Here is a 12,636-nt window from a genome sequence, read left to right as displayed (position 1 = left end):
ATGACCTATGGCGGTGGCACGTCGATGATGAGCTCATGGGGGGCTCCGTTCGCGTCCACGAAGCGGACCTCGAGCCTGTCCATGAACTGCATGGCGTAGGTGTCCTGGGCCAGCCATTGCTTCAACACCTGCTGGACCTTCGCTGGAGTGTAGGACGGATCCAGGAAGGTGCTGTAGTCGACGATGCCGACATTCAGCTTGCCTCCCGAGCCGCGCGGCAGTTCGGCGTCCTTGAACTTGAGGCGGGCCTCCTTCACCTGGGTCGTCAGCTTCGCGTCGTTGGTGATGGCCTCCCGCACCCGCTTCCACTCGCGCCGCTCCAGCGGCGTCTCCACGTCGATGTTCTTGAGCTTGTTCTTGTCGAACGTCGACGACTGGCGCGTCGCGTTCATCTCCTCGTACGTGAGCTTCTTGCCCTCGTAGTAGTAGATCTCCATCTCCGTCTTGCCGGGGTGGGTGGCGGACTGCCGGATGGCATCGTCCAGGCTGACCTCCATCTCCATCAGGTTGACGGGGGACTTGAGCTGGCGGCTGGTGAGGACGGCCCAGTTCTCCATGCCTGGCATGTCCGCATGGGCCATCAGCTTGGCGGCGAGCCTTGCCACGACGGGGTTGGTGGCTCCCTCAATGAGCATCTTGCAGAGGGCTTCCGCGGCATTGAGCCGCCAGGAGGGATGGGCCTCCAGGAACTTGCCCAGGCCCACCGCGGCGCTCCGGCCCGCCCCCGCCACCAGCTTGTTCACCAGCTCCGCGTTGATGCGGCGCACGGCGCGGGCCACGTGCCCCAGCTCCTCCAAGGTGGCTCCGGCGAGCGCCTGGAGCGACGCATCGTCCAGCGCGTACAGCGCGCCCAGCACGTCGGGCGTGAGCCGGGCGGCGATGTCCGCGCCCACCTTCTGGCCCACGCGGGAGTTCTCCGCCTGCGTCTTCACCTCCGCCCGCCGGTCCAGCTCGGCCTTGGCCTTGGGGTCCGCGTCGGCGGTGTCCTGGAGGTCCTTCTCCGTCATGCCCCGGTAGCGCTCTTCTTCCACGCGCTGCTTGAGCGACTTCTCATGCGCGGCTTGGACCGCCTTCTGGAGTTCCTCCTGTCCGAAGCGCTTCTCGGCCGCGTCCAGCGCGGCCTTCAGCTCCTCGGGGGTGAGGGCCTTCTGGATGGCGTCCGTGGCTGTCTTCAGCTCCGCCTCGAAGCGGTCCGCGTGGGCCTTCGTCTGGGCCTCGGCGTCCGTGAGCGAGCGCAGCAGGTTCTCGCGCACGGTCTCCGGGACGTTCTGGCCGCCGTGGGTCTTCGCGACAGCCTGGGCTTGCTTCGCCGTCTCGACGAGGTCGGGGTGCGCGTCGATGAGGTCCTTGAGGGCCGCGTCGTTGGCGATGATGCGATTGAGCAGCTCATCGCCCGTCATCGCCTGGATGGCCGTGCGCGTGGTGGAGACGCCCTTGTTCAGCTCCGTCAGGGCCTGGGGCAGGCCCTTGCCCTCCTCACGCAACTGGGCGAGCAGCTCCATCTGGATTTGACCGAACTTCGTGGTGATGCCCACCTGCTTCGCCAGGGCCTCCCGCGCCATGCGCAGCGCGTGCCCCACGTTCTGGTAGCGGCCCGGCAGGCGGATGCGCATGGACAGCTTGAGCGCCAGTCCGAGGGCGATGAGCGCCGCGCCGACGATGACGTTCGTCTGCGCGGTGGCCGCGCGCTGCGTCTGCTCCTTGAAGTCCTCCACCGTCGTGGATTCGCCAGCGGCCTGGATGCTCAGCTCGGCTTCCACGCCGGCCATCACCAGGGCCGCCACACCCGCGACGAGCGCGGTGGTCGCCAGCTGCACGACGTTCACCCCGGGCACGAACAGCAGGGCGACATACAGGACGCCCGCGACACCGGCGGCCCAGCCAAGGGTCTTGCTGCCCGCGCCGAAGCCCGCGGCCCAGCGGGCAAAGCCGCTCTTGTTCGGGTCCCGCGCGACGCGGACGTCCTCGGCCACGCCCTTCGCCATCTCCACGGGAGACAGCCCCTTGACCATGCCCGCGCCGGTCTCGCCGGGATGCTCGACCATGTACTGGAGTTGGATGTTCCGGAGCTTCGCCGCGCGAGCGCGCGCCAGGTCCTGCTTGCCTTGCTCGCCGAGCGTGCCGAACCCCGCCGTGTCGAAGTCCTTCCACGCCGCGTCCATCTGCTCCTGGAGGGAGGGCTCGCCTCCGCGCGCGGCCTGTTGCTGCTTCGCCAGCGCCTCCAGGTCCGCGCGGTACTTGTCGCGAGCGCCGAGGAACACGTCGACGGACTGCTCGAAGCGATTCAGGTCGCCCGTCAGCTGCTTCGCGATGAGCCGGAACAGCATCCGGTCCTCGGGCGACATCTGCTCCACCTTCTTGGCGATGCGCTGGAGTTGTTCCAGGTCCTTGAGCTGGAAGGAGGTCGCGCCGCCCATCAGCTCCTGCGCGTCCGGCGCGAGGCCCCGGAGCGCTTCGAGCTGGGCCAGGACCTCCTGCTGGATGTTCTTCCAGAGATCCGCCTGGTCCTGGTCCTTGGGGGACTTCCCGATCGGCTTGCCCGGCGTGTCGCCCGTGCGCTCCCAGTAGCGCCGGTCGGTCTCCGCGTTGACCTTGCCCTTCAACGCGGGGGGCAGGGGAGGAGGCTTCTTTTCTCCGCCGCCCGAACCCTGGGCGCCTTGCTTCGATTTCGACGCGTCTCCTTGTCCCGAGGTGCCACGGCCAAGGTGCGCGGAGAGCGCCTCGTAGGCGCCGACATCGAAGGACGCGAGTTGCTTCCCAGCCTTCACGTCCTCGGCGCGGAAGCCCGGGTAGTTCAGGTTCTGGATGTTCTGATCCTTCATGAACTGCAGGAGCTCTCTCGCTCGGTTCTCGCTGACGGAGAACACCTGCTGGAGGACGACCACGGCCGCCTCGTCGCGTGGGAGCACCCGCCTGACCTTGATGTTGAAGCGATATCTGTGTTCCCCCGGGGTCGGGTCCCCCTCCTTGCCCTTGCGGTGGAGCCGGACGGAGCCCGAGGTGCCGTGTCCCTGCTGGACGACGTGAGCCAGCTCGTGCGCGAGCAACCACCTTCCGGATGAGGAGGAGGGGTTGTAGTGGCCGGACCCGAAATAGACGTCCCGTCCATGGGTAAAGGCCTGCGCGTCGAGCTGTCGGCTCATCCGCGCGGCGGTGGTCGTGGTGTGGACGCGCACCGGCCCCAGGTCGTAGCCGAGCCGGGGCTCGAAGAACGTGCGCACGGGCGAAGGCAGCGGAGTCCCCATGCCTCGCGAGGCCGCCAACCGCGACGTCATTCCCTGGGGAAGGCCGCCGTTCGCCGGGGCTGAGGCTTCCGCCTTGCGGTCCACCGAGGGAGGGCTCCCACCGTCAGGGGCGTCCCGCATGTCGCGCGGGGCCTCGCCGGTGGTGAAGGGCACGGGCTCCTCGGATGCGAGGAGCTCGGGAGTCGCGGTGGACGCCTCGGGCAGGGCGCGGATCGCGGGCGCCGCGCCAGCGGCATCCGTCGCGGGAGTCGCGGGCGCTGTCACCTCATCCGCGAATCGGTCCGCCTCCTGCTCCGAGGCATCTCCGGGTTCACTGACCGCGCGCCTGGCCTGGAGTGGGGGATGGAGCGGAAGTCGGCTGAAGTCGAAGGCAGGCGGACGCGCCGGGGCCCTCCCCATGGCGGAGGGACCCAGGATCGGGCGGTGTGTCGACGATGCGCCTTCCCCCGAAGGCGACGACTCCGGACGAATGCCGCGGGAAGCGGCCCGGTGTTGCGGAGGGGCTCTCATATGCTGCCCTCGTTGACCGTGTGTCTGGAATGACAGACTACACCATTGTCTTCCGCGATGAAGAGAGCCCACGTGGGCTCATGTGCGAAGTGTCATGCGCACGAAAGCGTTTGCCGCCGGGGAGCCGAAGCTTGATGGCGGTCCCGTCGTGTTCCACGGCGTCCGCCATCCTGGGTCCTTGACAGTCCGCATTCGTGCATCCGTTGTTCAAAGCCAATGCACGCAAGGCCGAGCTTCGTCCTGTCTTTGGGATTGGATTCCCAAGGGCGGGATTTCCTTGAACTCACTGGAATGGTCCGTTGGGATGCGCCCCGCCGAAAAACACCTACACCTCGTCTCGAGGGGGAGAACCCATCATGAAGAAGGTCCTGATCGGCCTGGCGGCAATGGCTTCACTGACGGCTTGCGGTAGCAGCGTGTGCGAGAAGATAAAGGATGGGGTCAACAAGGTGACGAGCCAGGCCAAGGCCTGTGGCTTCGTGCAGGAAGATCCCGATGACACGGGCGAATACACGGACGCGCAGGAGAAGCTCTGTGAATCAGCCATGGAGCGCTGCTCGGACAGCGAAAAGAAGATGCTCGAGGACTTCGCTGACTGTGTGAACGACATTCCGGCCTGCAAGTCCGCCTCCGAAGCGGAGCTGGACGCGATGGGCGTCAAGTACAACAAGTGCGGGGTCGACCACCTCCAGGGCATCAGCGAGGCTTGTTTCAGGGTCAGGGCCGAGTAGTCCGCATCCGCCATCGCGGCGGCATGAAGTCAGTGCCACGCGCCAGAGTCGCGTGTCCCGGGATAGGGCCCTCGCCACTGCAAGCGCATCGCCAATCTCATGGAAGACCCAGAGGGGCGTGGGGCCGTCGGACCTCGAGCTGTTCCGCGAATAGCAGGTCCTGCGCCGGAGCGGACGGGTGCTCCGGCGCAGCGGTCGAGCGCGATTTCGCTGGGATTGGATGTTTGTGGTTGATGTGGTGATTTGCATTCCCGAGGGCTGCCGGGAGATCCTCAGGCCTGCGGATGCGCCTTCGCGCGTCCGCTGAGCGAGGGAAAGCCATGTCAATGAATCGCGTCGTGTTTGCGAGTATTGCGGCCCTGTTCGTCTCCGCCTGTGGAGGAGCTCCCTCCGATGAGTCCTCCACCGCCAGGGAGCTGGGAACCCAGGAGCAGGGCATCATCTACACGTGCGACGGCTCGATGTCCTGGACTCGTTACTGGTACAGCGACATCGGGAAGACAGTGGAGGTGGGACGCGAAATCTGCAACTGCGACGGCAGCTCGGAGTCTAGTGGCGTGCGCGGTCGTTACTATGACTACAATGGAAGTGCGTCGAGTTGCTAAGTAGGTCGCCAGGAGTTCTCTAACAAATCGCGTAGCCAGAAGCCCTCGGCGGGGCAGTCGGCCTTGCGGAGGGCGTCCTGGGCAGAGTGCCCCAGCCCCCAGCGAATGGCGGCGTCGACGTGCTGCCGGGACTTCTGGGCCGCGTGAAACCTGGCACGGTACAGATCTTATCGTGGACGATCAGGTCCATCACGCGGTCGGGATGGAAGTTGCTCACGCCCGATCGGCTCCAACGTCTGGTTCAACGCCGGTCCGCATTCTCGAGCAGCCGCTGCCCGGCCTTCGTGAGAGCCATGCTGCGCGATGTACGCGTGAGCAGCGGAATGCCGATACGGGCTTCGAGCTGACGCACCGATTGACTGAGCGCGGAGGTCGAGACGCCAAGGTCCTTCGACGCTCGCGCGTAACTCAACCTGCGTGCCACCGCGACGAAGGCGTTTAGAGAATTGAGCGAAGTAATCGCCATCGTTCAGAGAAGCTACACGCTCGATTCTCGGCCGGCCAGGAGCCTGACTTCTGTTCATCAGCGCGAAACCCGGAGCCTGCTCCGGGACGGCACAGACACGACCCAACCCCCCCCCCACGAGGTTCACATGACCGACGAAGAGCACGCGGAGCTGACCGCGCGGGCCAACGACATCATCAAGAGCTGGGAGGACGACAGGTACGACAACGCCCGCGAAGCCTGGAGCGACGTCGATGCGGTGCTCGAAGAGCGCCAGTTCCTGGACCGGGAGCTCGTCCGGCGGCTGGACGAAATCCAGAACGAAGCGGCCCGCATGGTCGCCAAGGCGCACCTCGGCGCGGACTGCTGAACTCAGGTCGGAGCGGCCCGCGGCTCGGCGGTCGGCTGGGATGCGACCTCCCATCAGCGCTCGGAGCCTGCGAGGGGCGCGTTCGACAGCGCCCTGGGCGGAGGCGAGAACTTCTGGCGGTAGTGGCGCCCCCAGAAGCGGAGCCCCGTGACCCCGACCACCGTGGGGCCGAGGAACACGGCGAGCTGCATTCCGCTGATGCCCAGGTGCCGGGCATTCACCACCAGGACCGCCGTGAGCGTGCCGATGCCTGAGGTCACCATGGCGGCCATGTGCTGGAACCACCAGTGCATGCGCTCCCGGGGAGGCGTCAGCCAGTAGTACAGCGTCGACGCGCCCACGAAGATTCCCACGGGCGCGAAGCCCCACAGCAAGGGCGCGTTCATCATCACGCCCCAGGTCAGCGTGACGAGCCCCGTGCCGAGGGTGAGGCCGGCGATGCCCAGGTCGTAGACGCTCCGGTGCGCGGTGGTGCGCTGCTTCGCGCGCAGCACCCGGACTCCCAGCGAGGCCGCCGCCGCGCTCTGCGTGCTCAGGGAGATGAAGAAGAGGGCGACGGACCGCACGGCCGGATCCACGATGAACCGCGTCCCGGAGAGAATCAGGGCCGTGAAGGCGACGACCCCCATGGCGCTCACGTACACCCAGCCCATGCGCCGGTGCAGCGCGCCGCCCTTTCGAGCGAACAACGGCAGCCACAGGGTGATGAAGCCCACGACCCCCGCAGCGATGTGGAGCGAGCGGGCGAGCGAGTAGAACGTCATGTGTGTCTCCGACGAACTGCGAGTCGGTGGCCAAGGTACGGGAAGGGCGGAGGGGCCCACATCTGCGGGAAGTCACACCCCGCCCATGTGACTTCTGGCATATGCCGCTCTCACGACGCGGGCCCTATGCTGTGTCACATGGCCCAGAGGCACGGCGCTGTGAAATCTCCCTCCACCCGGCGCATGCTGCTGGCGGCCGGGTTGCTGACCTGGGGCGTCGTCGGCTCGCCCCACGTCGAGGCGCTGCTGCGCGGTGGAGTCCCCTCGCTCCTGTCACCCATGTCGCTGCTCTGGCTGGTGGCGTTCGTCGGTTTCGGCATGGCCTACGCGCGCAACGCCATCGCCGAGGATGACGGCAGCGTGCCCGTGCTGGCGGTCCAGTCACTCGCGGGACTCATCGCCGTGGGCGCCAGTCGCACGGGCGTGGATGGCGCGCTGCTCGCCATCGTCGCGGCCCAGGTGCCCGAGCTGCTCCCCCAGCGTCGAGCGGTGCTCTGGGTGGCCACGCAGTCCGTGGCGCTGGTGCTGGTGTACCTGTGCCTCCATTCCCTCTCGCATGCCCTCATCCAGGGGCTCATCTTCATCGGCTTCCAGGGGTTCACCCTGGCCTCGGCCGTCGTCATGGTGCGCGAGGCCCAGGCGGGGCGGGAGCTGGCCCGGCTCCACGCGGAGCTGCAGTCCACGCAGGTGCTGCTCGCGGCCCGGGAGCGGGAAGGGGAGCGGCTGCGCATCGCGCGGGAGCTGCACGACTCGCTCGGGCACCACCTGACGGCCCTGTCGCTCAACCTGGAGGCCGCGGCGTACACCGCGAAGGACACGCCCTCGGCCGAGCATCTGCGGCGTGCCCGCGAGGCCGCGCGGACCCTCTTGTCCGAGGTGCGCGAGACGGTCTCGGCCCTGCGTGACACGCCACCTCCTCTGCGCGCCTCCCTGCACGCGCTCGCCGCGAACACGCCGGGACTGACGGTCGACCTCGACATCCCGGAGGACCTCGCGCTCGCTTCATCCGAAGCGACACACTCGCTCATCCGCTGTGTCCAGGAGGTCCTCACGAACACGCTGCGCCATGCGCTCGCCACGCGGTTGTGGATTCGCGTCGAGTCCACTCCGGCGGGCGGGGTGCGGGTCGTCACGCGGGATGACGGACGGGGCGCGACGACTCCCACGCCCGGCGCCGGGCTCACCGGCATGCGCGAGCGCTTCACTCGACTGGGCGGGGACGTGGTGTGGCGCGCGGAGGCGGGGCGGGGGTGGGAGCTGGAGGCCTGGCTCCCCGCGATGGTGAGGGGGGACTCATGATCCGGCTGGTCCTGGCGGATGACCATGCCATGGTGCGGCAGGGCCTGCGGAGCCTGCTGGACCTCACCCCGGACCTGCGAGTGGTGGGCGAGGCGGTGGACGGGGAAGAGGCGCTGGCCAAGGTCGCGGAGCTGGATCCGGACGTGGTGCTGATGGACGTGCGCATGCCTCGGATGACGGGCCTGGAGGCCCTGCGCGCGCTGCGCCGCGATACCCCTCACCGTCGCGTGGTGCTGCTCACCACCTTCGACGAGGACGCGGCCATCATCGAGGCGCTGCGCGCCGGTGTGCAGGGCTTCCTGCTCAAGGACGTGTCCCTGGAGGAGCTCTCCGACGCCATCCGCCGCGTCCACGCGGGACAGACACTGCTCCCTCCTGGTGTGGCGGAGCGCGTCGCGCGCGGCCTGGCGGAGCTGCCTCGGGACTTCCCTCACGCGGAGCTCCCCGAGGGACTCACCCGCCGCGAACTGGAGGTGCTGCGCCTCATCGCTCGAGGATGGTCCAACCGGGAGATCGCCGACGCGCTCGGCACCGCCGAGGGGACGGTGAAGAACCAGACCTCCAGCATCCTGTCCAAGCTGGGCGTGAGGGACCGTACCCGCGCCGTCCTGCGAGGCATGGAGCTTGGTTGCCTCTAGCAGGTCGGGCGGAGCGCTTGCGTCACGAGGGGGCGTCAAGACGCACCATCCCGCCGGGGCGGCAAGCTACTCGCGGGTGGCGGCCACGACGAAGTCGAGGAAGGCGCAGACCCTCGCCGACAGGAGCTTCGCCGAGTCGTGGAAGTTGAATTCGAGCACCTGCGCGATGCCCTGTCCCGCGGAGGCACGCAGCGCGCATCAGGCCGAACGGATTGGCCCTCAGCGCGCCGTGCATGGTCACGGAGACGACCTCCTTACATGACCGGAGGCAGAGCCATATGCCTGCCAGCCAGGCTTCTCCAAAAGCCTGTCAGGCGGCCACCCGAGACATCCCCTTTGCGGAGACTATTTTGGAAGAGGGGCCTGCAGGGCCCGGATGTGAGGCGACGCATCGAATGAAGTCCTCCTGGCTCCCAAGAGCAGGGCTGCTGGCCGTGTCCGCAGGGGGGCTGCTGGTCGGAGGCGTCGCCTGGCTTCTCGGCGCCTCCCAGGTCGCGGACGTCGCATGGGCCGCAGGCGTCGTGCCCGTGATGCTCGTCGTGGCGGTATCCATCATCCAGGCCCTGCGTCACGGCACGACGGGAGTGGACATCGTCGCCCTGCTCGCGATGGGAGGCGCCCTTGGGCTCGGTCAGTACCTCGCGGGCGCCATCATCGCCCTCATGTACTCGAGTGGCGGTGCCCTGGAGGACTACGCGCGTACCCGCGCAAGGCGCGAGCTGTCCTCGTTGCTCGGACGGGCTCCCAAGGTGGCCACCCGATATGAAGAAGGGGGGCTCGTACAGGTGCCAGTAGGGGCGCTGGAGCCCGGGGACCTGCTGCTCATCAAGGGAGGCGAGGTGGTGCCCGTGGATGGCCTCGTGGCCTCCCCGGAGGCGGTGCTGGATGAGTCGGCGCTCACGGGCGAGTCGCTCCCCGTGTCCCACCCCATGGGGCAGCGCGTGCGTAGTGGCACCATCAGCGCGGGCCCGCCCTTCGAACTGCGCGGGCTCTCCACGGCCGACGAGAGCACCTACGCGGGCGTGGTGCGCCTGGTTCAATCCGCGCAGGCCTCGAAGGCGCCCTTCGTTCGCATCGCCGACCGTTATGCGCTGCTCTTCGTCCCGTTCACCCTGGCCCTCTCCGGTGTGGCCGGGTTGCTGGCCGGCGACCCGGTGCGGGCGCTCGCCGTGCTCGTTGTGGCCACACCTTGTCCCCTCATCCTCGCGGCTCCCGTGGCCATCGTGTCAGGGATCTCCCGTGCGGCCCGCCGCGGAGTGCTCATCAAGGATGGCGCGGCCCTGGAGGCGCTCGCTTGCACGCAGACGCTGCTGTTCGACAAGACGGGGACCCTCACCTCGGGACAGGCCCGACTCACGGCCATCGAAACCGCCGGCACCCAGGGGCCCGAGGAACTGTTGCGGCTGGGCGCTTCGCTGGAGCAGGCGTCCCAGCACGTCATCGCCAGCGCCATCGTCTCCGCCGCGCGCGAGCGAGGCCTTGCTCTCTCTCTGCCCACCGGCGCGAAGGAGGAGCCCGGGGTCGGCATGAGCGGCGTGGTGGAGGGACACCGGCTGCGGCTCGGCTCACCTGCCTGGGTGGAGGACTCGGAGTCGCTCTCGCCCTGGACTCGCGTGGTGCTGCGACGCATGGGGTATGAGGGCTGTTCCGGGGTATTCATCTCCATCGACGGCAGGTTGGCCGGAGCGCTCCTGCTGGCGGACGAAATCCGTCCCGAAGCGCCGAGGGCGCTGCGGCTGCTGAGCCGGGCCGGCGTGAAGCGGCTCATCATGGTGAGCGGAGATCGGGCGGAGGTGGCGGAGACGATTGGCGCCGCCCTGGGCGTGGACGCCGTGCTTGCCGAGCGCAGCCCCGAAGAGAAGGTCCAAGCGGTCCTTTCCCAGCGCGCCGCTGGCATCACGCTCATGGTCGGGGATGGCATCAACGATGCGCCCGCGCTGGCGGCCGCGGACGTGGGCGTCGCGATGGGCGCGCGGGGTTCGGGGGCCTCGGCGGAAGCCGCGGACGTGGTGCTGCTCGTGGACAGGTTGGATCGCCTCGTGGAGGGAATCCTCGTGGCCCGCCGCGCTCGCTCCATCGCCCTGCAGAGTGTCGCGGTGGGCATGAGCCTGTCCGTGGTGGCCATGGGGTTCGCGGCGGTGGGCCTGCTGGGGCCGGTGGTGGGGGCCGTGCTGCAGGAGGGCATCGACGTGGCCGTCATCCTCAACGCCCTGCGAGCTCTGGGCGGAGGCGGCTTGGTGCCTGCGCGCCATGGCCTGCCGGAGCAGACGGTGCGCCAGCTGATGGCCGAGCATCAGGAGCTGCGCCCCGTGCTCGAGCGTGTCCAATCGATGGCCGACCGGCTGGATGCGCTTGGCGCACGCCAGCAGAAGTCTGAACTGGTGGAGCTGGATGTGCTGCTGCACGAGCGGCTGTTGCCTCACGAGCGCAGGGATGACACCGAACTCTATCCCACGCTGGCGCGACTGCTCGGGGGCGAAGATCCGTTGGGAACCATGAGCCGTACCCACCGGGAGATCGCCCACCTGAGTCGCCTCTATCACCGCCGGGTGGTGGACCTGGGCGAACAGGGGCCGGACGCGCTGGAGCGGCGCGAGTTGCGGAGGCTCCTGTACGGTCTGGGCGCCATCCTCCAGCTCCACTTCGCCCAGGAGGAGGAGATCTTCGAGGCCGTCTCCTGAACACCGGTCGCCCGGGATGCGCCGCCCACGGTGACGGCGCGCGTTCCTCGAACGGGACCTGGACCTCAGTGGTCCCCTCAAGGCCGCCCAACAAGGGGGGGCGCATAGGCCCCCCAATCCCAGGTGCTAGCCTTGGGCCATGGTGGGTTCCCACGCTCATCAAGCTTGCGCGGCAGAAGGGCGCTCCCGCGTATGTATATCGAAGAGGGACAGAACCGGTGGCCCGCCGTGCATCGGCTCGACGCCGCGCTCCTCTACCGCCTCATCCTGGAGCGGAGCCCGGTCGGAGGTCGCTACCGCGCGGTCGGCAACTGCTTCGCCACCTGACCGGTGGTCTCCGTGACGACGAAACCCGCGGTGGACTTGGGCCGGAGAAGGCCGCGCGTGTTCCCCGTCGCGCTCGGTGGCATGGGGGCGAGCGCGGCGCCGCCGGCGGAGCCTGGGGGATTCAGCCCCGACTTCGCCGGCACAGGTTCGCGGAAGGCGGGGGGCTCACTCCGACGTCCGTTCGCCTGAGACGACAGGCCCCACGCGCGCGTGCGGCGTTACCAGTTGTGTTGGCTCCCGGGGCCGCTGGCGTGTCCGTCGTGGAAAAAGCCTGCTGTCGGTCCCCCCTGTCCGAGCGTGGCGAGCCGGACCGCGATCTCGGCTCCCTCGGCAACGGTCCTGCGGCCCTGGTGCTGGTTGAGATCCGTCGCCGTATAGCCGGGATTGGCCGCGTTGACCTTGATGCCGTGGGCCGCGAGTTCCTTGGCGAAGAGCACGGTGATCATGTTGAGCGCACTCTTCGACGAGTTGTAGGCGAGCAGGTTGACGCCGTAGTCCTCGCTCGTCGTGTCGAGCTGATTCGAGATCGAGCCCAGGCTGCTGCTCATCATGACGATGCGGCCCTGGCCTGCCTTGACCAGGAACGGCAGGAAGGCCTGGGTGACGCGCACCGGTCCGAAGGTGTTCACTTCGTAGATGGCGCGCATGTCATCGAGGCGGGTCTGGCTCGGTGGCCCCCACTCGCCGGTGAAGATTCCGGCATTGTTCACCAGCACGTCGAGCCGCGGGCTGATCTTGCCGAAGGTCAGGGCCGCCTCCTTCACGCTCGCGTCGCTCGTCACGTCGAGCTGGAGCGCGTGGGCGTCGATGCCTTCCGCGCGCAAGCCAGCGGCTGCCGTGTCGCCACGCTCGGTGTCCCGGCAGCCGAGCCATACCGTGTATTCCTTCTGTCCCAGTCGCCGCGCGATCTCGCGCCCGAGTCCCTTGTTCGCGCCGGTGATCACCGCCGTCTTCCGCGTGCTCATGTGGCCATCTCCTTTGACGGGTCGATGTAGCCGACGAAGCGCACTTGATGCTGTCG

The 12,636-nt window shown here is 68.2% G+C and carries 9 protein-coding genes and 1 pseudogene; 6 read left to right on the top strand and 4 right to left on the bottom strand.

What is annotated here, in order from left to right:
- Positions 1-5: 5 nt before the first annotated feature.
- Complete coding sequence (locus FOF48_RS07985) at positions 6-3,509, bottom strand: DUF4157 domain-containing protein (RefSeq protein WP_186001828.1); 3,504 nt, start codon at positions 3,507-3,509, stop codon at positions 6-8.
- Positions 3,510-4,111: 602 nt separating this feature from the next.
- Between FOF48_RS07985 and FOF48_RS07980 the strand changes: the two genes are divergently transcribed.
- The gene (locus FOF48_RS07980) at positions 4,112-4,486 is read left to right on the top strand and encodes a hypothetical protein (RefSeq protein ID WP_143899567.1); all 375 of its coding nucleotides are present in this window, start codon (positions 4,112-4,114) and stop codon (positions 4,484-4,486) included.
- Positions 4,487-5,344: 858 nt separating this feature from the next.
- Here the strand turns inward: FOF48_RS07980 and FOF48_RS07975 are convergent.
- A pseudogene (locus FOF48_RS07975) lies at positions 5,345-5,557 on the bottom strand (LysR family transcriptional regulator); the annotation flags it as partial.
- 127 nt (positions 5,558-5,684) lie between these two features.
- Between FOF48_RS07975 and FOF48_RS07970 the strand changes: the two are divergent.
- The gene (locus FOF48_RS07970; RefSeq protein ID WP_143899565.1) at positions 5,685-5,906 is read left to right on the top strand and encodes a hypothetical protein; all 222 of its coding nucleotides are present in this window, start codon (positions 5,685-5,687) and stop codon (positions 5,904-5,906) included.
- Positions 5,907-5,959: 53 nt separating this feature from the next.
- On the opposite strand, the gene FOF48_RS07965 is transcribed toward FOF48_RS07970, so the two are convergent.
- On the bottom strand, positions 5,960-6,670 hold the full coding sequence (locus FOF48_RS07965; protein WP_143899564.1) for a DUF2306 domain-containing protein: 711 nt from the start codon (positions 6,668-6,670) through the stop codon (positions 5,960-5,962).
- A 159-nt stretch (positions 6,671-6,829) separates the two neighbouring features.
- On the opposite strand from FOF48_RS07965, the gene FOF48_RS07960 reads away from it, so the two are divergent.
- From FOF48_RS07960 to FOF48_RS36940, 4 genes are all read left to right on the top strand, one after another.
- Positions 6,830-7,969 carry a sensor histidine kinase gene (locus tag FOF48_RS07960; RefSeq protein ID WP_255442007.1) on the top strand — a complete coding sequence of 380 codons (1,140 nt, stop codon included), beginning with the start codon at positions 6,830-6,832 and terminating at the stop codon, positions 7,967-7,969.
- Positions 7,966-8,607 carry a response regulator transcription factor gene (locus tag FOF48_RS07955; protein ID WP_143899562.1) on the top strand — a complete coding sequence of 214 codons (642 nt, stop codon included), beginning with the start codon at positions 7,966-7,968 and terminating at the stop codon, positions 8,605-8,607. Before FOF48_RS07960 ends, FOF48_RS07955 begins: the two co-directional genes overlap by 4 nt.
- Before the next feature lie 395 nt (positions 8,608-9,002).
- Positions 9,003-11,288 carry a heavy metal translocating P-type ATPase gene (locus FOF48_RS07950; RefSeq protein ID WP_143899561.1) on the top strand — a complete coding sequence of 762 codons (2,286 nt, stop codon included), beginning with the start codon at positions 9,003-9,005 and terminating at the stop codon, positions 11,286-11,288.
- A 192-nt stretch (positions 11,289-11,480) separates the two neighbouring features.
- The gene (locus FOF48_RS36940) at positions 11,481-11,615 is read left to right on the top strand and encodes a hypothetical protein (protein ID WP_255442006.1); all 135 of its coding nucleotides are present in this window, start codon (positions 11,481-11,483) and stop codon (positions 11,613-11,615) included.
- Positions 11,616-11,833: 218 nt separating this feature from the next.
- Here FOF48_RS36940 and FOF48_RS07945 read toward each other — a convergent pair whose 3' ends face one another.
- Complete coding sequence (locus FOF48_RS07945) at positions 11,834-12,580, bottom strand: SDR family oxidoreductase (RefSeq protein ID WP_143899560.1); 747 nt, start codon at positions 12,578-12,580, stop codon at positions 11,834-11,836.
- Positions 12,581-12,636 lie beyond the last annotated feature (56 nt).

Origin of the sequence: Corallococcus sp. Z5C101001 (genome assembly GCF_007352635.1) — a bacterium.
Lineage (GTDB): Bacteria > Myxococcota > Myxococcia > Myxococcales > Myxococcaceae > Corallococcus > Corallococcus silvisoli.
Note: the sequence above shows the minus strand (reverse complement) of the source record. Positions and strands in the feature narration are given on the sequence as shown.

Bases quoted from the DNA above. Each gene is read 5' to 3' on its own strand.
- FOF48_RS07980 (WP_143899567.1), top strand. From the start codon at position 4,112: ATGAAGAAGGTCCTGATCGGCCTGGCGGCAATGGCTTCACTGACGGCT.
- FOF48_RS07970 (WP_143899565.1), top strand. From the start codon at position 5,685: ATGACCGACGAAGAGCACGCGGAGCTGACCGCGCGGGCCAACGACATC.
- FOF48_RS07965 (WP_143899564.1), bottom strand. From the start codon at position 6,670: ATGACGTTCTACTCGCTCGCCCGCTCGCTCCACATCGCTGCGGGGGTC.
- FOF48_RS07955 (WP_143899562.1), top strand. From the start codon at position 7,966: ATGATCCGGCTGGTCCTGGCGGATGACCATGCCATGGTGCGGCAGGGC.
- FOF48_RS07950 (WP_143899561.1), top strand. From the start codon at position 9,003: ATGAAGTCCTCCTGGCTCCCAAGAGCAGGGCTGCTGGCCGTGTCCGCA.
- FOF48_RS36940 (WP_255442006.1), top strand. From the start codon at position 11,481: ATGTATATCGAAGAGGGACAGAACCGGTGGCCCGCCGTGCATCGGCTC.
- FOF48_RS07945 (WP_143899560.1), bottom strand. From the start codon at position 12,580: ATGAGCACGCGGAAGACGGCGGTGATCACCGGCGCGAACAAGGGACTC.